Here is a 19,843-nt window from a genome sequence, read left to right on the forward strand (position 1 = left end):
AAGCGGTCACCCGGCACCCCCGGCTCTCACTCTTTAGAAACGAATTCCTTTCACGGCGACCGGGAATTATCGCTGAGAGTCACATCAGTGCGAATACGGTTGTCACCCGGTCGGGGAGAGCTTGCGCAGTGACTTGCATTCAGTGCGAGGCCTGGCTACCGTCATCCCCACTTATCACCCCGACTGCGTGATTCCGCCTGCACTGGTGTTCCCCCGCACCACGCCTGCGTCGAATCAATTCTGCCGATAACGGACACCCGATACAAAGGGTGACGCGCGAAAGTCTGCCGGTGATGAGCCGACCAGAATTACTTCCTACCGTGGGAGAGTGCGCATGTCTTCGGCTGAGCGCCGGTACCCCGAACCGACGGACGGCCTGGTCCCCTCGGTGCGGCCATTGACCGGCTATCTGTTCGACCGCGCGGAGTCGCAAGACCCCGCCTTCACCTTTCTCGACTTCTCCGCCGACCGCGAAGGCACCGAGGTCACGCTGACCTGGGCCGAGCTCGCCACCAAGGTGCGCGCGACCGCGGCCGAGCTGGCCAAGATCACCGCGCCCGGCGCGCGCGTGGCGATCCTCGCGCCTCAGGACCTCACCTACGTCATCGGTTTCCTCGGTGCGCTGCACGCCGGGACCATCGCCGTGCCGCTGTTCGCGCCCGAGGTGAGCCAGCACGGAGAACGCCTGGTCGGAGCGCTGGACGACTGCGCGCCCGACATCTGGCTGACCGCGCAGAGCGCGCTGCCCGCCGTGCGTGAGCTCGCCGAGACGAGCCCGGTCCCGATGCCGAAGCAGATCCTCGCGGTCGACGAGATCGCCGACGAGACGGGCGCGGATTTCGAACCCCCCGCGCTCGAGCTCGACGCACCGGCGTACCTTCAGTACACCTCGGGCTCCACGAGGGCTCCGGCAGGCGCGGTGATCACGCATCGCGCCATTTCCGCGAACTGCCATCAGATGACCACCGGATTCGGCGTCGACAATACGTGGACGTGCACCGGCTGGATTCCGTTCTTCCACGACATGGGATTGCTGCAGCTGCTCTGCGCGCCGGTATTTTCGGGCGCCCGCTCGGTATTCATGACGCCTTTCAACTTCGTGATGAAACCGCTGCGCTGGCTCAAGCAGCTCGCCGCATTCCCGAACACCTACGCCGCCGCGCCGAATTTCGCTTTCGACTACGCCGCGCGCAAGGTCAAGGAAGCCGACCGGCGGCTGCTCGACCTTTCCGGCGTGCGCGCGATCGCGAACGGCAGCGAGCCGATCCGGCCGAGCAGCATCGCCGCCTTCCAGGCCGCCTTCGGCCCGCAGGGGCTGGCCCCGGCGGCGCACCGCCCGTCGTACGGGCTCGCCGAGGCCACCGTGTACGTCACCAACACCAGGGCGGACGGCCCGACGATCACCGCGTTCGACCGCGCCGCCCTCGCGGACGACCGCGGTGTCGTCGTGGCCCCCGGCACCCCCGGCTCGCTGGAGCTGGTCGCGGCGGGCAGGCCGGAAGGCCAGCTCGTCCGCATCGTCGACCCGGCGACCTCGAAGACCCGCCTCGGCGGCGAGGTCGGTGAGATCTGGGTGCACGGCCCCAACGTCGCGACCGGCTACTGGCAGCAGCCCGAGCGCAGCGAGGAGACCTTCGGCGGCCGCGTCGACGGCGACCGCGACCGGACCTGGCTGCGCACCGGTGACCTCGGCCTGTTCCACGAGGGCCTGCTCTACATCACCGGGCGCATCAAGGACCTGATCATCATCGACGGGAAGAACCACTACCCGCAGGACATCGAGGTGACCGTCCAGGACGCGCACCCGGCCATCCGCCAGGACCGCGTCGCCGCGTTCGCGGTGCAGGACGAGCGTGGCGTCGAAGGCGCCGCGGTGGTCGCCGAGTTCGACCGGACCTCCGGGCCGGAGCCCGACCACGACGAACTCGCCAAGATCGTCCGCCGCGCGGTGTCCGCCGCGCACGACGTCCGGCTGCTGGGCTTCAAGCTCGTCGCGCCGGGCGGGGTGCTGCGCACCTCCAGCGGCAAGATCGCCCGCGCCGCCACGAAGGACCGATTCTTCTCATGACGACCGAAGAACTGGCGCGCTGGCTCACCGAGCAGCTCGCGGAACTCTGCGATCTCGATTTCGCCGAGATCGACCCGGCCAAGCCCTTCGGCGAGTACGGCCTGTCTTCACGCCGCGCCGTCGAGCTGGCCGGTGAACTCGAGGACATGCTCGACGTCGCGCTCCCGACCACGCTGATCTGGGAGCACCCGACGATCGAGCGGCTCGCCAAGGCGCTGACCGGCGAGACCGAGGCGCCACGCGACGAACCCGCCGCCTCGGCGGACGAACCGATCGCGGTGATCGGGCTCGGATGCCGGTTGCCGGGCGGGATCCACGGGCCGGAGCAGTTCTGGCGGCTGCTCACCGAGGGGCTCGAAGCGATCTCCGAAGTTCCTCAAAACCGTTGGGACGGTTACGAAAACGTCCCCGAGGACACCACGCGCTGGGGCGGCTTCCTCGACGACATCGCCGGGTTCGACGCCGAGTTCTTCGGCATCGCGCCCCGCGAAGCGGCCAGGATGGACCCGCAACAGCGCATGGTCCTCGAAGTGGCTTGGGAAGCGCTGGAGCACGCCGGGATCGCGCCGCGCTCGCTCGGCGGCAGCCGGACCGGCGTGTTCGTCGGCGTCAGCGGCACCGAGTACAGCGCGCTGTCGCTCGCGGACGTCGGCGAGGTCGACGCCTGGGCCGGCACCGGCTCCGCGCTCGCCATCGCGGCCAACCGCCTGTCGTACGCACTGGACCTGCGCGGGCCGAGCATGGCGGTCGACACCGCGTGCTCGTCGTCGCTGACCTCGGTGCACCTCGCCGTGCAGAGCCTGCGCTCCGGCGAGAGCGACGCCGCGCTGGCCGGTGGCGCGAACCTGCTGCTCGGGCCGGGTGTCACCGCGAACTTCGACCAGATGGGCATCCTGTCCAAGGACGGCCGCTGCAAGCCGTTCGCGGCGGGCGCCGACGGCATCGCGCGCGCGGAAGGCGCCGGGATCGTCGTCCTCAAACGGCTTTCCGACGCGCGCGCCGACGGCGACCGCGTGCTCGCCGTCATCCGCGGCACCGCCACCAACTCCGACGGCCGGTCCAACGGCCTCACCGCGCCCAACCCCGAGGCACAGCAGGCCTTGCTGCACACGGCGTACCGGCGCGCGGGCATCGATCCCTCCACAGTGGACTACGTGGAGGCACACGGCACCGGGACGCTGCTCGGCGACCCGATCGAGGCGGGCGCGCTCGGCGCGATCTTGGGCACCGGGCGGCCCGCCGGCCAGCCGCTGCTGGTCGGCTCGGTCAAGAGCAACCTCGGCCACCTCGAAGCGGCGGCGGGCATCACCGGCCTGATCAAGGTCGTGCTTTCCTTACAGCACAAGCGGATCCCGGCCACGCTGAACTTCGACGGCCCGAACCCGCACATCCCCTTCGACGAGCTGCGCCTGGCCGTCGCCGATACCGCGCGCCCGTGGCCGGAGCACGACCGTCCCGCGCTCGCCGGGGTTTCGGGCTTCGGGTTCGGCGGCACCAACGCCCACGTGATCCTCGAACAGGATAAAGCGGGCTTTATCCCGGAGCGGGATAAAGCCCGCTTTATCCCGGTCTCCCACGGCCGTTTCCTGCTCAGCGCGGCCAACGAGGACCGGCTCCGCGAGGCGGCCGGGCATCTCGCCGCGTGGGTCGACTCGCACGACGCCGCGCTCGCGGACGTCGAGCACACGCTCGCGCGCAGGCTCGGCGGCAAGACGCGGACGGCCGTGGTCGCGCGGACCCGCGACGAGCTGGTCAGCGGGCTTCGCGGGCTTTCACTGGGCGAGCACCACGTCACGACCGGGCCGCTCGACGGCGACGGGCCGGTGTTCGTCTTCTCCGGGCACGGCGCGCAGTGGGCGGGCATGGGCCGCAGGCTGCTCACCGAGGAACCCGCGTTCGCCGCGGCCGTCGCCAGGCTCGACCCGCTCATCCACGGCGAAAGCGGCTTCTCGCTGCGCACGGAGCTCCAAGCGGGCGCCGAAGCCGCGACCATGGACCACGTGCAGCCGCTCGTGTTCGGCATCCAGGTCGCGCTGGCCGAACTGTGGCGCTCGCACGGGGTCACCCCCGCCGCGGTGATCGGCCACTCGTTCGGCGAGGTCGCGGCCGCCGTGGTCGCGGGCGCGATCAGCGAGGCCGACGGCGCGAAGATCGTCGCGCTGCGCTCCCGGCTGCTCGCCTCGCTCGCGGGTGACGGCGCGATGGCGTTGCTGGAACTCGGCGCCGCCGAGGCGGCCGAACTCGTCGCCGGGGTGTCCGATGTGGACATCGCGGTGCTGTCGGCCCCCCGCCAGACGGTGATCGCCGGGCGCGCCGAGCAGGTCAAGCGCATCGTGTCCACTGTGGAGGAACGTGGCCTGCTCGCCAGGCTGGTGAACCTTGACGTGGCCGCGCACTCCCCCATCGTCGACCGGGTCACCGGCACGCTCATCGAGGGACTCGGCGCGCTGTCCGCTGGCCAGGCGGGCATCCGGTTCTACGGGACCGCGCTCGACGATCCGCGCAGGCGCCCCGATTTCGACGCCCGGTACTGGGCCGCGAACCTGCGTCAGCCGGTGCGGTTCGCGGGCGCGGTCGAAGCGGCCGTCGCCGACGGCTACCGCGCGTTCATCGAGGTCTCCCCGCATCCCGTGCTGCGGCACGCGCTGCTCGACAACCTCGCCGCGCGCGGGCACGCCGAAGCGCTGGTCCTGTCGACGCTCAAGCAGTGCGAGGACGAGACCACGCATTTCCACACCCAGCTCGCGGCCTGGGAACTCGCCACCACGCCGGTCGACCGGCCGGGTCAGGTCATCGACCTGCCGACGACCGCGTGGCGGCACGTCCGGCACTGGCTGCCCGTGCCCAAGCCCCGCTGCTCCTGCGGGACGAAGGCACCGGCCGTCGCCTTGCCCGAAGCCGAGACCTCGGACTCGCTGCTGACCCCGCGCTGGCGCCCGACGGACACGCCGCAGGGCAAGCCGCCCGCGTCGATCGCCTTGCTGGGCCAGACGTTCTCCCCGCTCGGCATCGCACTGCGCAACTACGGCATCGGCGCGGAGCCGGAGTCGGCCGAAGCCGTCGTCGTCCTGCTCCCCGACGACGACAACGACCCGGCGGGCGCGCTGGCCGCGGCCGAACGCGCGATCCTCACCGTCAGCGAGGTGGTCCGCCGCTGCGCGGACAGCGGCAAGCCGCCCCGGCTGCTGCTGGCGACCACCGGCGCCGCCGCGGTGACCGAAGGCGAAGCGGGCATGCCCGCGTTCGCCGCGCTGCGTGGCCTGGTGCGGGTGCTCGGCAACGAACACCCCGAGCTCCGGTCACTCTTGCTCGACTGCGACCCGGCGTCGGCGCCCGAAGAGCGGGCCAGGCGCCTGCTCGCGGAGCTGTCCTCCGGCAAGGACGACGAGGTCGCCTGGCGAGCCGGGCAACGGCACGCGCGACGACTGGAGCGCGTCACGCTGGAAGCGCCGACCCGGCCGGTCGTCCGCGCCGACGGGTCCTATGTGGTCACCGGCGGTCTCGGCGGCATCGGCCTGTTCGTCGCCTCCTGGCTGGCGAGCCAGGGCGCACGCCGTCTTGTCCTCAATGGACGGTCGGCGCCGCAGCCGGAGGCCAGGCGTGAACTCGACCGGCTCGCCACGAGCACCGAGATCGTGGTCGTGCTCGGGGACATCGCCGAACCGGGCGTCGCCGAGCGGCTGATCACCGCGGCGGGCCCGAACCTGCGCGGCGTGCTGCACGCGGCCGCCGTCTTCGACGACCGCACCACCGCGCGGCTCGACGCGGCCACCCTGCACAAGACCTGGGCTCCCAAGGCGTACGGCGCCTGGCGGCTGCACGAGGCGACCGTCGACCTCGACCTCGACTGGTGGGTCGGCTTCTCCTCGATCGCCGGGCTGCTCGGCTTCTTCGGCCAGCCCGCGTACGCGACGGCCAACGCCTACCTCGACGCGCTGGTCACCCTGCGCCGGGCGCAGGGCCTGCCCGCCACGTCGATCGCCTGGGGCACCTGGGCCGACGTCGGCAAGGCCACCTCGATCAACATGCCCGGCCTGCGCGCGATCCGGCCGGACGAGGGCATCGCCGTGCTCGCGGGCGCGGCGGGCGCCAACTCGGGCGTGCTCGGCTGGGCACATGTGGACGAGACGAAGCTCGTCGCGGTCTACCCGCAACTGGCCGAGAAGCCGTTCTGCTCCGGACTGCTCAGCACCACGGTGACGAGCGGGTGGGCCGGGCCGCAAGCGCTTGCCTCCCTGCCTGCGGCCCAAGCGAGGGAGGCGGCGGGCACCCAGCTGCGTACCCGCATCGCGTCGGTGCTGGGCTTCGCGCCCGCGACGCTGGACACCACCACCCCGCTCATCGCGCTCGGCGTCGACTCGCTGCTCGCGGTCCGGATCCGCAACGCCGTGCAGTACGACTTCGGCATCGCGTTGCCGGTCGCGTTGCTGCTGCGCGGCGCGAGCGCCGGGGAGACCGAGGACTGGCTCTTCGGCGAGCTCGGCATCGGCGGCGAGCTCCCGAGGATGCGCACGCGGCAGGTCCTCATCGGACCGCGCGACGCGGCCGAGCGGCTGGTCACCAGCGTGTGGCGGGACGTGCTCGGCATCGAGGTCGGCGTGACGCAGGACTTCTACGGCATCGGCGGCACCAGGGCGAAGGCCGAAGAGGTCACCGCGATGCTGGTCAAGCGCAGCGGGCGTGAGCTGACCATCTCGGAGTTGTTCGAGCATCCGTCGATCGAGCGGATGGCCGCACATCTGCGAGAGGAGGACCACGGCGGCGTGGTGCGGACGCTGCGCGCGGAAGGCTCGCGGACGCCGCTGTTCTTCTTCCACCCCAGCGGTGGCGACACGGCCGTCTACCAGCAGCTGACCGATCTGCTCGAAGGCGATTTCCCGGTGTACGGGTTCGACCGGCTCGACGGCGTCTCATCCGTCGAGGACCGGATCGAGCGCTACCTGCCCGAACTCCGCGCGATCCAGCCGCATGGCCCGTACCGGCTCGCCGGCTGGTCGTTCGGCGGATGCCAGGCGTTCGAAGCGGCGCAACGCCTGCGCCGCGAGGGTGAGCAGGTCGAACTGCTCGGGCTGATCGACCCCATCATCCCGCTGCCCATCCGCTCCGGACTGTCCGAAGTGGAACTGCTGGAGAAGCGCTTCGAGCGGTTCGAGGAGTTCGTCGGCTCGTGCTATGGCCGCGAGATCACGCTGCCCTACGCCAAGATGGCGCGGCTCGGCGACGAGGAGCAGGTCGAGCTGCTGATCGCGGCCATGCGTGACGAGGGCCTGGTCAACAGCGCGGTCAGCGACGCGATCCTCACCCACCAGCGCACGTCCTTTTTGGATTCGCGGGCGCTGGAGCGGTATGTCGCGCAGGCGTATGACGGCCCCGCCGTCTACTTCAGTGCCGCCGAGCCGGTGCCCGGCGGGCTGCGTGACGAGCGGTTCGACCGGATGGACCCGGCGCGCGGCTGGGACGAGGTGTGCTCACGGCTGGACGTGCTCACCGTGCCGGGGCATCACCTGTCACTGCTCGATCCGCCCAATGTGGACGTCATCGGCGAGCACCTCAACGGCCTGCTGGCCAGCCTGGACTTCAGCGGGGCGAGGGGCGAATGATGCCAGAGGTGACCGGCGCCGGGGTGGAGGAACTGCGGTTCTTCTCCCCGGCCGTCGGCCGCGAAGTCGGCGTCACCCTGCTGAAGCCGCCGGGGGAACGGCCGCCTGGCGGATACCCGGTACTGCTTTTGCTGCACGGCTCCTCCGACGATCAGCGGAGCTGGACGGCGCAGACGCAGATCGCCGAACTGGCGGCGGCGTCGAAAGTGCTCGTCGCGATGCCCGAAGGCGGCAGGCTGGGCTTCTACACCGACTGGCGGGTGCCCGATCGTGACGGCACCATTCCGCGCTGGGAGAGCTTCCACCTCGGTGAACTGCTGCCAATGCTGGAAACCGAGTACGGCGCTTCGGACGCGCGGATGGTCGCCGGGATCTCCATGGGCGGCTATGGCGCGTTGCGCTATGGCATGCGCCATCCCGAATTGTTCCGCGCGGTGGCGTCGCTGAGCGGCATCATGCACCTCACCCGGCCGGGGATGGCGGCACTGCTGGGGCTGCTCTCGGTGCGGGAAGGACATCGGCCGGGCAAGATTTGGGGACCGCGCTGGTCTTCGCGGGCGGTGTGGGCCGAGAACGACCCGCTGCTGCACGCCGAAGCACTCGCTTCGACCAGGGTCTATCTCGCCGCGGGCGACGGCCACAAGGTGGCGGGCGAGGAAACCGTGCCGGGCATGGGCCTCATTGAACGATATTCACGTTCAATGACCGAGGAGCTGGCCGCGCGTCTGCACGTGCTGAACGCGGACGTCACCACGGACTTCGGTGCGGGAACGCATTTCTGGCAGACCTGGCGGGGCGCACTGGAGCGGCTCTGGCCGTATGTGGTCGACACCCTGCGCTAGAGCGGGCATGTTTACACCCCCGGTGCCTCGAGGGGGGAGGTGGGCACCGGGGGCCCGATCAGGATACGACAAAACTCTGTCAAGGTACTGTCATTCGGCCAAGATCTCGCCCAACCGGTGGGCCATGCCGTCCAAAGTCCGATTGATCGCGTAGTGGTAGAGCTTCGCGTAGTACTCCTCGGCGTCCACCGGGTTGCGGTCGTCCTCCATGGACACGAACTGAGAGGCCGTACAGAGCAACGAGTTGTAGGCCATCAGGGCCTCTTCGCCGAAACCGGCGTCGGTGAGCAGCGCGGTGCCCGCGGTGATGAACCGGTCCGAGCCCTTGAGACCGGGGCCGAACAGCGCCAGCCGCCGCGCGGAGCCGGGATAGCGGCGCAGCACTGTCCGCATCCCGCCAAGCAGTTCGGCGAACCATTCGCGCCAGCCGAGCGCGGGATCGGGGGTCGGCAGCTGCGCGAGCACCCGTTCCGCCACCGCGCGCACGACCGCCTCGCGGTCGCCGACATGGTGGTAGATGACGGCGGGATAGGCGTCGACGGCCGAGGCGAGCTGACGCAGTGTCCAGTTCTCCAGCCCGCGTTCGGCGGTCAGGCGCATCGCCGCGTCGACGATCCCGTCGGGGGTGACGGCGGGCAGGCCGGAGGCGACGCGGGAACGCGAGCGCGCAGGGGGGCCTGAGGACGGCAACGACATGTGAGAACAGTAACCGTGCGCTGCCCCCTGTTGCCAGGCTGCCAGTTTCACCATCTGCGTGAGGATGGGAACATCGGCGCATGCCTCGTCTGCGCTCGAACGGCCTCGAACTCGAATACGACACCTTCGGTTCCCCGGCCGATCCCCCGTTGGTGCTGGTCATGGGCCTGGGCGCGCAGATGATCACCTGGGACGCCGACTTCTGCGGATTGCTCGCCGCGGAAGGTTTCCACGTGGTCCGCTTTGACAATCGTGACATAGGCTTGTCCGAATACCTCGATGATCTTCCGCTGCCGGATCTGCAGGCCATCGCAGCCGGTGACCGGTCCACGGTCCCCTATGTGCTGGCCGACATGGCCGCCGACGTGGCGGGCCTGTTCGACGCGCTGGGTTTCGCGAAGGCGCACGTCGTGGGCGCGTCGATGGGCGGCATGATCGTGCAGCAGCTCGCGATCGATCACCCCGACCGGCTGCTCAGCCTGTGTTCGATCATGTCGACCACCGGCGATCCGACCGTCGGCCAAGCCGATCCCGCCGCGCTGCAAGCGTTGCTGCGCCCGCCCGCGGCCGGGCGAGAAGCGTCGATCGCGCAGAGCTCGGACACTTTGCGCATTCTCAGTTCGCCCGGATTCCCATCCACCGAAGAGTTTTTCGTCGCGAAGGCGACGCGGGCGTACGACCGCGCTTATCACCCGGCCGGGGGAGCCAGGCAGACGGCGGCGGTCATCGCGTCGCCCGATCGCACGGCGGCGCTCGCCGGTGTCCGGGTGCCGACGCTGGTGATCCACGGCGAGGCCGATCCGCTGGTCGGGGTCAGCGGCGGGAAGGCGACCGCGGCGGCGATCCCGGACGCGGAGCTGCTGATCGTCGCGGGCATGGGCCACGACCTGCCGCGTGGTGCGTGGCAGACGCTGGTGCAGGCGATCGCGCGGAACGCCAATGGATAAGGCATCAAGAATGTGTCAAATTCCGCGGCGAACGCGTAGAGAAACCGCGTAAACACGACTCGTGCCCGGCCCAACGGGGTTGGGGTAGTCGGATGACTCGGATCGACGCAGGATTCGGTTATCCGCTCGGCTTCGTGGCGACGTCGGCGACCACCGTGGGCTCGGTGAGCGCGAACGCGACCGAACATCATCTCCGCTCGCTGGCCGCGCTGGCGGTCGTCGTCTGCGCGATATCACTGGTCACCCGAGCGAGAGCCGGGCTGGGCACGGCCACCGTGGCGTGGGCGTTGCACAGCGGCTTCGTGCTGGGCCGATCGGGCGAGATCGTGTTCACCGATGAGGCAGGGATCGCGGCGATGGTGCTGGCCTGCGCCGGCGTCTCCGGAATCCTCAAACCGGCGGCGCAGCGCTGTGTACGGTGGTGGAAAGGGGAATCTGGGAGGAAAACATGGGGATTCGCGCAGGTCTGGCCATCGCCGGGGCATTGACGCTCGCCCTCACCGGAACGGCAGGCGCCACCCGGCCGTCTTCACTCACGCTCAAGCCAGCCGCGGTCGCGCCGGGCGGGGCACTCAGCGCCGACATCTATTGCCTGCGCCCGGCGGGCGCCGGTCCGCTCGCCTCCGAACTGACCTCCGACGGGTTCGCCGCGCCGATCCCGCTGCACTACGCGGGCGACGGCGGCACCGGCGGGATCGGGATCGCACTGGCCGGAACCGGCCGGGCGACCGCCAAACCGGGCCGATACTCGGCCGCTTTCGATTGCTGGGGCTGGATAGTCCGCGCGGACATCACGGTTTCTTAGCCTGCCGGGATAAAGCCCGCTAAACTCCGGGCGCTTTTCCCGGAGTTTAGCGGGCTTTATCCCGTTCTACGTAGCCGCTCTACCAGCCGCTCGACGAGCCGCGAGCGCGGCCGTGATCCGCGGTATTCCGGCCGGATGCGTGGGATCGATGCCGGTCAGCTCGTGGATGCGGCGAAGCCGGTAGTCGACAGTGTTCGGGTGGACGTGCAGCAGGCTCGCGGTGCGGCGGCGGTTGAGGTCGTGCGCGAGATAGCACTGCGCGGTTTCGAGCAGATCCGGATGCGCGTCCAGCGGTTCCAGCAACGCGGCCAGCCGGTCGCGGGCGACGCCCGGCCGCGTGAGCTGGTATTCGACGAGGATGTCGTCGAGCCGGTACAGCCCCGGCGGGCGGTCGAACCAGCGGACGACGTCGAGCACGTCGGCCGTCCTCGCCGCGGCCGACGGGACGGCGGCGGGCTCGGCGAGTTCGATCGCCGCGGTGATCGGCGCGCCCGCGGACCGGCTCGCCCGCTCGATGACCGAAACCCAGCGCGCCCAGTCCACTTCGGACAACTCGGTCGGCACCAGCACAATGCCGCCCACACCGTCCACAGAGGACAAAGCGCTACCGGCGGTCGCGTGGTCGAGTTCGCCCAGCAGCCGCCTTACCTTGCGGCGTAAGGCGATCGCCGCGTCGACGCCGGGCATCGCCTCATCGGGATGCGGCCCGACGGCCAGGCTCAGCACCAGATACCGGGCCGGCGGCATGATGCCGGCGGACCGGGAGACGGCGTCGATCGGATCGCCGTCCAGCAACGCGGAAAGCAGGGTGCGGCGGGCATTGTGCTCTTGGCCGACCTTGGTGCGCACCTCGTCGAGATAGCCGGACGTGACCGCGCTCGTGATGCCCTCGAGGAACCGCAACGCCAGTTCGTTGGAGGCGAGCACGTCCGGGAGATCGTCAGGGCACGCGTCGGCGGTCGCCGTACTGAGGATCTCGCGCACCCCGACGTGATAGGCGGAAAGCACCGCCTCAAGCGGAAAACCCTCCTCCGCGCGACGCGCGGCCGACCGGCTGATCTGCTCCAGCTCCTCGGCGTTGAGCCCGCGATCCTCACGCAGGCCACGGACGAACGCGCGCAGCACATCCTGTGCGATCGCCGCGATGTCACCGCGAAGCTCCTCGATCGGCAAGGTCCGGTACGCGGCCACCTCCCGCTGGATACGCACGAGGATCCGGCCGACCAGCTCGGGCAGCCGCGTGGCGAGCAGGTCGTGGATCGGCACCCCGCCGACGCGGAGCCGCGAGCCCGGCTTGTGATCGGTCACAAATTCCCCGTCCTGATTCTGCCGGAAAACCCAGTCAAGCCGCCTGACATCCGAGTCGATGATGTCACGAGATACAACGATCGCAAGGAGGATTCGTGACGAGTCGACCGTGGACAATGCTGTTCACCGGCTTGCTGGCGACAGCGGCTCTGGTCTCCCCCGCCGCCGCGGCGGGCCCCGAGTACGTGGCTCTCGGCGACTCGGCGGCGGCCGGGCCGCTCATCCCGCCCCAGGATCCGAGCTCATTCGGCTGTCTCCGCACCCTCGTCGACTATCCGCACGTCGCGGCCGCCAAACTGGGCGCGTCACTGAAAGACGTGACCTGCTCCAGCGCCACCACGGCAGACCTGACGTCCTCGCAGTCGACCACGACCGGCCCGGTCGCGCCGCAGTTCGACGCGCTGAGCCCGTCGACGAAACTGGTCACGCTGACCATCGGCGCCAACGACGTCGGCCTCGTCAGTGCCGCGCTGACCTGTCTCAACCTGGGCCCGGAGCCACTCGGCCAATCCTGCGAGGCCCGCTTCACCGCCGGTGGCCACGATCAGCTCGCCGACAAGATCACCGCCTTCGAGGCCAACTGGGGCACCGCGCTCGACGGCATCCGCGCGAAGTCGGCCAACGCCGCGATCTACGTCGTCGGCTACGGCACCTACCTGCCCCGCAACGGCTGCTGGCCCACCGTCCCGGTCTGGGCCCGCGACGCGAACTACCTCCAGGCCACCATCGGCAGGCTCAACGCGGCCCTCGCCCGCCAGGCCGAAGCGCACGGCGCGACCTTCGTCGACATCGTGCCGCCCAGCGCGGGCCACGACACCTGCCAGCCACCCTCGGCGAAGTGGTTCGAGGGCATCATCCCGACGGCCGTCGCCGCACCCCTGCACCCGAACAAGCAAGGCATGGCGGGCATCGGCGCCCACGTCGCCTCCGCCATCTCCTGACCCCGCTCGTGAAAGCCCGAAAGTGGCTTTCGTCAGATAAGACCTGACGAAAGCCACTTTCGGGCTTTCCTATGCCAGGTCGCGCAGACCACTGAGGGTGAGCGCGCCGGCGGGGTCGTCGTCGGTGCAGGCCGGGACGATGGCGAGCTCGTCGACGCCGGCGTCGGCGTAGGCGGCGGCCTGGTCGCGGACGCGGGCGAGATCGCCGACCAGGCCGATCGCCTGGATCAGCGAGACGTCGATGACCTCGAGCAGCTCGCGCGGGTGCGGGCGCGTCAGCGCGAAGTCCACGAGCGCGCCGAACCCCTCGGCGCGGAACATGTCCGAGTACCCCGGCGCGGCGAGGTAGCCGACGATCCCTCGGCGCAGCTGGTCCAGCGCGGCGGGCTTGGGGTCCAGCGCGCCGACCACCCAAGCGGCCACGCGCGGCGGCGGCTTGCCCAGGCGCTTGGCGGCTTCGCGGAGGTCTTCGACGAGCCTGCCCGCGGTCGCCGGGCTGACGAGGTTCACGACCATACGGTCCGCGTGCGCCGCGGCCGCTTCGACGGCGGCGGGGCCGAACGCCGCGATGGTCACGCTCGATCGGGGTGGTTCGACGCGAAGCCGGTAGCCCGAAGCCGCCTTCTTGCCGTCCAGCAGCTCGCGCACGACCTGCGCCGACTCGCCGAGCGCGGCGGCCGCGCCCTTGCGGGAGCGGCCGTGCCAGTTCCGGACCACCACGTCGCTGGACGTGCCCAGCGCGACGTCGACCCGGCGGCCGGTCAGTGCGGCGACGGACGCGGCGCCCATCGCGATCATCGTCGGGTCCCGCACGGTCACCGGCAACGGCCCGAGCGTCAGGTCGAGTCCCGGGGCCGCCGCGCCGATCGCGGTCGCCAGCGCGAAGACGTCCCAGGTCGCCATCTCGCCGATCCACAGCTCGCCGTAGCCAGCGGCTTCGGCGGCGCGCGCCGTGTCCAGCGCTTCGGCGGCGGGACGGTCCTGCCACAGTCCCAAGGTCACCGCGTACTTCAAGCCACACGCTCCACCAGCATCGCCGTCCCCGATCCGGCCGCGCCACTGATCGCCACCACGCCGTACCGGCCTTGCCGCCGGTCCAGCTCGTCGACGCACCCGGTGAGCAGGATCGCCCCGGTCGCGCCGAATCCGTGGCCCATCGCGATGGTGCCGCCGTTGGGGTTGAACACTTCTTCGGGGAACCCTAGTTCCCGCTGGATCTTCACGCACAGCGCGGCGAACGCCTCGGCGAACTCCATCACGTCCACATCGGACGGTGCGAGGCCGAACCGGTCCAGCACCCGCGCGGTCGCGTCCTGCCCGGACAGCAGCATCCGGACCGGGTCACTGCCCGCGCTCACCGAGCCCTTGACCAGGGCGCGGGGCGCGAGCCCCAGCCGCTCCGCGGCGGCGGCCGAGCCGAGCAGCACCAGGCCGGCGCCGTCGGCCATCGACGGTGACGTGCCGCGGGTGTGCAGATGGCGGATCATGTCGAGTTCCCGCAAATGCCGCAGCACCAAGCCGTCCTGGCCGGTGGCGCCGAGTTCGGCGAACGCCGGCGCGAGCGCGGCCAGCGCTTCGGCGGTGGTGCCCGGCCGGACATGCTCGTCGTGCGCGAGCACGACCTCGCCCGCGTCGTCGGCGATCGGCACGAGTGAGGCGTCGAATCGGCCGTCCTTCCACGCGGCGGCGGCGAGCTGCTGTGTGCGGACGCCGTACGCGTCCAGCTCTTCCCTGGTGTAGCCGAGTTCGGTGGCGATCGTGTCGGCCGCGATTCCCATGTGGACTGACCCGATCCGCGCGACCACCGACGGATCGGTCCACAGTGGACCACCGTCGGCGAACAGCGGCACCCTGGAGACGGACTCGACCCCGCCCGCCAGCACCACGTCGGCCTCGCCGGACCGGATCATCCCGGCGCCAATCGCGATCGCGTCCAAGCCCGACGAGCAGAACCGGTTCACCGTCATGCCCGGCACGCCCGGCGGCCAGCCCGCGTCGAGCACCGCGGTCCGCGCGATGTTGCCACCCTGCTCGCCCGCCTGCGACGCACAGCCCAAGATGACCTGGTCGACCGACTCGGGCGTGACCCCCGCACGCTCGACGAGCGCGTTCATGACTTGTTCGACCAGGGCCAGCGGCGTGATCCCGGCGAGCGCGCCGTTGCTCGACGCCTTGCCGCGCGGTGAGCGCGCCGTCGCCAGGACGTACGCGTCGGTCATCGGCTGACGACCAGGGTCACGACCGTGGTGAACGAGCCGCCGACGTTGAGCGTGAGCGCCGTCCGCGCGCCGTCGACCTGGATCTCGCCCGCCGTGCCGGTGACCTGCCGCGCGGCGTCGTGCAGCATGCGCACACCGGTCGCGCCGACCGGATGGCCGAGCCCGATCAGCCCGCCGCTCGGGTTGACCGGCAGCGCCCCGGTCAGCCCGCCGTCGGCGATGTACTGGCCGCCCTCGCCGGGTTTCGCGGCGCCGAGGTGTTCCAGCGCGACCAGCCCGGTGATGGTGAAGCAATCGTGCAACTCGACGAGATCCAGCGCCTCGGGGCCGGCGATGCCCGCGCGCTTGTACGCGTCGGTCACGGCGCCACGCAGTTGCGGGAACAGGTAGTCGGCGTCCGCGGCACGCTCCAGTTTCCCCGCCAGGCCAAGGTGCGCGGTGCGGTGGCCGAACCCGCTGATCACCGCGACGTCGCCGAGGTCCCGGCCATGCCGCCGTGCCCACTCGGCGGCGAAGGCCGGAGATGCCAGCAGGACGGCGGCCGCTCCGTCGGTGATCCGGCCGCAGTCGTTCTTGCGCAGCATGCCCTCGACGACGGGGTTCAGCGCGTCGTCCCGGCCGAACGAACCGGCGGGGAACGACCATTCGCGTGACTGGGCGAGCGGGTTGCGCGCGGCGTTGCGGAACGCGTTCTCCGCGAACGCGCCGAGATGCGCGTAGTCGAGCCCGTAGCGTTTGTCGTAGGTCTCGGCCACGTCGGCGAACAGGGCAGGCCAGGGGAATTTGGCCTCCAGCGCCTCATGTCCCGCCCATGCGGCGGAACCGAGATGCTCGGCCGCGGTCTGGCCGTCGGTGTTGCGCATCAGTTCGACACCGACGACGAGTGCGAGGTCGTACCGCCCGGATTCGAGATCGGCGCAGGCGGCGAGCACAGCGGTGCTGCCGGACGCGCAGGCCGCCTCGTGCCGCGTGCTCGCGACCCCGTCGAGACCGGGCACCGCCGCGACCAGCAGCCCGCCCAGCTGCGCCTGCCCGGTGAACAGCTCGGCCGCGAGGTTGCCGACATGCGCGACGCCCACCTGCGACGGGTCGACGTCCGCGTCGATCAGCGCCGACGGGACCACCTCGCTGAACATTTCGAGTAGTCCCCGGCGCTCCTTCGCGAAGTTCCGGGCGAAATCGGTCTGCGCGCCACCGAGCACGAAGACGGTCATGAGGTCACTCCCTCTGGCGAGAACCGCTCTCGCAGCAGGCGTTTCACGATCTTGCCGACGGGATTGCGCGGAAGCTCGTCGACGAACTCCAGCCGTTCCGGCAGCTTGAACGACGCTATCCGACTCGCACGCAGGAACTCCACGAGTTCTTCGAGATCTGGCTTGCGTTGTCCGGCCACGACGACCGCGCAGGCGCGTTCGCCGAGCACCTCGTCCGGCACGCCGATGATCGCGACGTCGGCGACGTCCGGGTGCGCGGCAAGCAGTCCTTCGACCTCGGCTGGGGAGATGTTCATCCCGCCGCGGATCACCAGATCCTTGACCCGGTCGACGTGTTTGAGGAATTCGTGGCGCTCGCCGTCGATCTCGAAGACGTCGCCGGTGCGGTAGTAGCCGTCCTCGTCGAAGGCGGACTGGTCGAGTTCGGGACCGTCGGCGAGGTACCCGGCGAACACGGTCGGACCGGCCAGCCGGAGCTCGCCGGGAATGCCGGGCTCGGTGACCCGCTCCCCCGTGACGACGTCGTGCAGGCGCACCGAGGTCCGGTCGGCGACCGGCGTCGACCAGCGCACTTCCGAGGCGTAGTGCGGGAAGTACGACGCGCGCTGCTCCGGATCGGGGATGTCGCGCGGGTCCGAGATCAGCGGGATGCCCTCGTTGGAGCCGAAGAAGTTGATGATGTCGATCCCGTGCCGTTCCGACCAGGTCCGCACCATCCACGGGCTCAGCGGCGCCGAGCCGGAGCCGATCTGCCGCAGCGACGAGATGTCCACTGTGGACAGGATCTTTTCGTTGTGGAGCAACATGGTCAGCAGCGCGGGCGGGGCGACGGTGTACGTCGCGCGCTCCTCGGCGATCTGCTGCAGGAACACCGCGAGGTCGAACGGCTGATGCGGGACGAACACGCCACCGGCCATCAGCCACGGCAGCAGCATGCCGCCGATGCCCGCCATGTTCGTCAGCGGGAACGGCGAGAGCAGGACGTCGTCAGCGGAAAGCCCCGCCGCGAACCGGGTTCCTTCCGCGATGGCGAGCCAGTCGCCGTGACAGCGCGGCACCGCCTTGGGCTCGGCCTCGGTCCCGGAGGTCCAGCAGATCGTCACGCAGTCGTTGACGTGCGCCTCGTGGACCGGCACCGGCCCGGCCGGTTCGTCCTCCACCCTGGTGAGGACGAACCGAACGGACGGCACCCCGGCACAAGCCCGCGACGCCTGGCCTGCCAGCGCCTCGGAGGTGATCAGCCCGGCCGCGCCGGTGCGGCGGCACATCGGGCCGATCTCGTGTTCCCGGTACGACACCGGGAACGGGGTCACGATCGCGCCGATCCGGATGATCGCGAGCAGCGCGCGCACCAGCGCCGCGGAGTTCGGCAGCTGGACGGCCACCACGTCCCCTGCTCGCACCCCTCTGGCGAGCAGGGCCGCGGCCAGCGCGTCCACTTGGTCATCTAGTTCACGCCAGGTCCACCGCACCGGATCATCCAGGTTCGGCGGATCGACGAGCGCGAGCCGATCAGGGGCTTCGCCGACCCTGGCCCTGAACAACCCGTCGACCGTGTCGGCGCTCCACCATCCCCGCGCCCGGTACTCCGTTACCCGACCTTCCGGATGGCATCTCATCTCTTGAGGTTATCCAGCTGGTCCGCGCGAACCCAGGTCGCGTGAAAACCGAGCGGAACCCGCTGGGGCAGAAGGACCCTGGCCACGGGCCCGGCAGCGAGATCGGCGGCGTCGAAGATGTCCAGTTCCGAGCACCCCTCACGCTCGTCCTGCACGAACGTCACCAGATAACCGTCGGCGTCGTCGCCTTCGGCCGCCCCGTCGCGTGGCGCGAACGGGGCCTCACTGCCCCACCGGCCCGGACCGAAGAAGTGCTCGGTCTTGGAGCCGGCCACGGTGTCGTACCGCACCAGGCCGTCGAAGAGCAGCGTCGACTCCGGCGAGATGTGGACGTTGTAGGCGTAGCGGCTGCGGCGGCCGATGGCACGGGCGTCGACGGTCGGGAACTCCGTGTTGTCGTCGTCGAGCTGCGACTCCGCGCACAGACCCGTACGCAGGTTGAAGCGGTAGCGGTGGAGCGAGGCGTCCAGCCGCAGGTAGGAAAGCATCTTGGCGAGCGGGGTGTGCGCGTCGGCGCGCGGCTGCGGGCGTGACACGCGGCAGACGTCCATGACTATCTCTTCGCCCTGCTCCCAGGCGTTGACCACGTGGTAGATGTAGCAGGGGCTGGCCTCGAACCAGCGGATCTGGTCGCCGGTCCCGTAACGCGGGAGCACGCCGAAGCGCGACGGCATCGAGCGGTCGAACTTCAGCTTGTGGCGCCCGGCCCTGGCGGCTTCGAGATCCTGGACGAGCGGAAGGTCCATCAGGATCGCGAAGTTCTCGGTGATCGCCATGTCGTGCGGCAGGCGCGGGCCGGGCAATTCGATGTCGGTCGTGCTGGCGACCTTGCCGTCCGCGCTCACGACGCCGTAGCGCAGGTAAGGCGGGCGGGGCCCGTAGTCGAACCAGAACATCTCGCCGGTGCGCTCGTCCACCTTGGGGTGCGCCATCATGTCGCCGACGAGCGTGCCGAGAAAGTCTTCCGCGCCAAGGGTTTCCAGCGAGAGCGGGTCGATCGAATACGGCGAGCCGCACATGTACCAGGTCGCGAGCACCTTGCCGCGGTGGAAGACGAGGTCGGTGTTGGCGTTGTCCTTGAGCCCGAGGCCGTGATGGTTGCCGAACGGATTGTCCTTCGGGCTCTCCATCACGCCTTTCCACAGGCCCTTGCCCGCCTCGGACTCGGCTTCGAAGGCCTTCGTGCGGACCCAGCGGTTGCGATAGCGGGCCTTGCCGTTCTCGAGGTGGACGGCGTGGACCATGCCGTCGCCGTCGAACCAGTGATAGCGGCCCTCCGGCTGGAAGCGGGGGTTCGGCCCGTTGCGCAGGTAGACACCGTTGAGGTCGGCCGGGATCTTGCCGATGACCTGCAGATCCTCCGCGTCGATCTCGGTGTCGACCGGGGCGTAGACGCCGAGCAGATACGGATTGGCTTCGTCGTCACTCGTCCGAGCCACCATGATCGGCTGTTCGGAGGTGCTGGTCATCGCGGCTCTCCCTCGACGTGGCGTCCTCCGACACTATGATTTCTGTACCCAGTAGTCAATAGGCTTCTTTTGCTGTAGCCAGGATGTAGGCTGAACGCGCTACGACCAGAGGGGA

14 protein-coding genes are annotated in these 19,843 nt (G+C 70.2%); 7 read left to right on the plus strand and 7 right to left on the minus strand.

The window, feature by feature from the left end; all coding sequences use genetic code 11:
• Positions 1-334: 334 nt before the first annotated feature.
• The 3 genes from BLV57_RS29720 to BLV57_RS29730 are packed head-to-tail and all read left to right on the plus strand — an operon-like array spanning position 335 to position 8,510.
• The gene (locus BLV57_RS29720; RefSeq protein WP_091294371.1) at positions 335-2,068 is read left to right on the plus strand and encodes a fatty acyl-AMP ligase; all 1,734 of its coding nucleotides are present in this window, start codon (positions 335-337) and stop codon (positions 2,066-2,068) included.
• Positions 2,065-7,668 carry a type I polyketide synthase gene (locus tag BLV57_RS29725; RefSeq protein ID WP_091294372.1) on the plus strand — a complete coding sequence of 1,868 codons (5,604 nt, stop codon included), beginning with the start codon at positions 2,065-2,067 and terminating at the stop codon, positions 7,666-7,668. The genes BLV57_RS29720 and BLV57_RS29725 overlap by 4 nt, the downstream gene beginning before the upstream one ends.
• Positions 7,668-8,510 carry an alpha/beta hydrolase gene (locus tag BLV57_RS29730; protein WP_176968875.1) on the plus strand — a complete coding sequence of 281 codons (843 nt, stop codon included), beginning with the start codon at positions 7,668-7,670 and terminating at the stop codon, positions 8,508-8,510. The genes BLV57_RS29725 and BLV57_RS29730 overlap by 1 nt, the downstream gene beginning before the upstream one ends.
• Before the next feature lie 90 nt (positions 8,511-8,600).
• Here BLV57_RS29730 and BLV57_RS29735 read toward each other — a convergent pair whose 3' ends face one another.
• Entirely contained in the window at positions 8,601-9,206 is a 606-nt protein-coding gene (locus tag BLV57_RS29735; RefSeq protein ID WP_091294375.1) for a TetR/AcrR family transcriptional regulator, read from the minus strand.
• 80 nt (positions 9,207-9,286) lie between these two features.
• Between BLV57_RS29735 and BLV57_RS29740 the strand changes: the two genes are divergently transcribed.
• The 3 genes from BLV57_RS29740 (at position 9,287) to BLV57_RS29750 (ending at position 10,958) form a co-directional block, all read left to right on the plus strand.
• Entirely contained in the window at positions 9,287-10,153 is an 867-nt protein-coding gene (locus tag BLV57_RS29740; protein WP_091294377.1) for an alpha/beta fold hydrolase, read from the plus strand.
• Between the two features lie 92 nt (positions 10,154-10,245).
• Positions 10,246-10,641 (plus strand): hypothetical protein, encoded by a 396-nt coding sequence (locus tag BLV57_RS29745; protein ID WP_091294378.1) that lies wholly within the window; start codon positions 10,246-10,248, stop codon positions 10,639-10,641.
• A complete protein-coding gene (locus BLV57_RS29750) occupies positions 10,602-10,958 on the plus strand; it encodes a hypothetical protein (RefSeq protein ID WP_091294380.1) in 357 nt (118 codons plus the stop codon). The genes BLV57_RS29745 and BLV57_RS29750 overlap by 40 nt, the downstream gene beginning before the upstream one ends.
• Before the next feature lie 66 nt (positions 10,959-11,024).
• Here BLV57_RS29750 and BLV57_RS29755 read toward each other — a convergent pair whose 3' ends face one another.
• Positions 11,025-12,266, minus strand: a complete 1,242-nt coding sequence (locus BLV57_RS29755) for a PucR family transcriptional regulator (RefSeq protein WP_091294381.1) — start codon at positions 12,264-12,266, stop codon at positions 11,025-11,027.
• Positions 12,267-12,361: 95 nt separating this feature from the next.
• On the opposite strand from BLV57_RS29755, the gene BLV57_RS29760 reads away from it, so the two are divergent.
• Entirely contained in the window at positions 12,362-13,207 is an 846-nt protein-coding gene (locus BLV57_RS29760) for an SGNH/GDSL hydrolase family protein (RefSeq protein WP_245757569.1), read from the plus strand.
• A 69-nt stretch (positions 13,208-13,276) separates the two neighbouring features.
• Here BLV57_RS29760 and BLV57_RS29765 read toward each other — a convergent pair whose 3' ends face one another.
• The 5 genes from BLV57_RS29765 to BLV57_RS29785 all read right to left on the minus strand — a co-directional run bounded on the left by BLV57_RS29765 (position 13,277) and on the right by BLV57_RS29785 (position 19,728).
• Positions 13,277-14,221, minus strand: coding sequence for an LLM class F420-dependent oxidoreductase (locus BLV57_RS29765; protein ID WP_091294385.1), 945 nt, complete (start codon positions 14,219-14,221; stop codon positions 13,277-13,279).
• Positions 14,218-15,426, minus strand: a complete 1,209-nt coding sequence (locus BLV57_RS29770) for an acetyl-CoA C-acyltransferase (RefSeq protein ID WP_091294386.1) — start codon at positions 15,424-15,426, stop codon at positions 14,218-14,220. Before BLV57_RS29770 ends, BLV57_RS29765 begins: the two co-directional genes overlap by 4 nt.
• A complete protein-coding gene (locus tag BLV57_RS29775; RefSeq protein ID WP_091294388.1) occupies positions 15,423-16,640 on the minus strand; it encodes an acetyl-CoA acetyltransferase in 1,218 nt (405 codons plus the stop codon). The genes BLV57_RS29770 and BLV57_RS29775 overlap by 4 nt, the downstream gene beginning before the upstream one ends.
• Entirely contained in the window at positions 16,637-18,184 is a 1,548-nt protein-coding gene (locus tag BLV57_RS29780) for a class I adenylate-forming enzyme family protein (RefSeq protein ID WP_245757570.1), read from the minus strand. Before BLV57_RS29780 ends, BLV57_RS29775 begins: the two co-directional genes overlap by 4 nt.
• Positions 18,185-18,255: 71 nt before the next feature.
• Positions 18,256-19,728, minus strand: coding sequence for a carotenoid oxygenase family protein (locus tag BLV57_RS29785; protein ID WP_091294391.1), 1,473 nt, complete (start codon positions 19,726-19,728; stop codon positions 18,256-18,258).
• Positions 19,729-19,843 lie beyond the last annotated feature (115 nt).

Source organism: Amycolatopsis xylanica, from assembly GCF_900107045.1.
Lineage (GTDB): Bacteria > Actinomycetota > Actinomycetes > Mycobacteriales > Pseudonocardiaceae > Amycolatopsis > Amycolatopsis xylanica.

Coding starts and splice junctions, on each gene's coding strand:
- BLV57_RS29720 (WP_091294371.1), top strand. CDS start 335: ATGTCTTCGGCTGAGCGCCGGTACCCCGAACCGACGGACGGCCTGGTC.
- BLV57_RS29725 (WP_091294372.1), top strand. CDS start 2,065: ATGACGACCGAAGAACTGGCGCGCTGGCTCACCGAGCAGCTCGCGGAA.
- BLV57_RS29730 (WP_176968875.1), top strand. CDS start 7,668: ATGCCAGAGGTGACCGGCGCCGGGGTGGAGGAACTGCGGTTCTTCTCC.
- BLV57_RS29735 (WP_091294375.1), bottom strand. CDS start 9,206: ATGTCGTTGCCGTCCTCAGGCCCCCCTGCGCGCTCGCGTTCCCGCGTC.
- BLV57_RS29740 (WP_091294377.1), top strand. CDS start 9,287: ATGCCTCGTCTGCGCTCGAACGGCCTCGAACTCGAATACGACACCTTC.
- BLV57_RS29745 (WP_091294378.1), top strand. CDS start 10,246: ATGACTCGGATCGACGCAGGATTCGGTTATCCGCTCGGCTTCGTGGCG.
- BLV57_RS29750 (WP_091294380.1), top strand. CDS start 10,602: ATGGGGATTCGCGCAGGTCTGGCCATCGCCGGGGCATTGACGCTCGCC.
- BLV57_RS29770 (WP_091294386.1), bottom strand. CDS start 15,426: ATGACCGACGCGTACGTCCTGGCGACGGCGCGCTCACCGCGCGGCAAG.
- BLV57_RS29775 (WP_091294388.1), bottom strand. CDS start 16,640: ATGACCGTCTTCGTGCTCGGTGGCGCGCAGACCGATTTCGCCCGGAAC.
- BLV57_RS29785 (WP_091294391.1), bottom strand. CDS start 19,728: ATGACCAGCACCTCCGAACAGCCGATCATGGTGGCTCGGACGAGTGAC.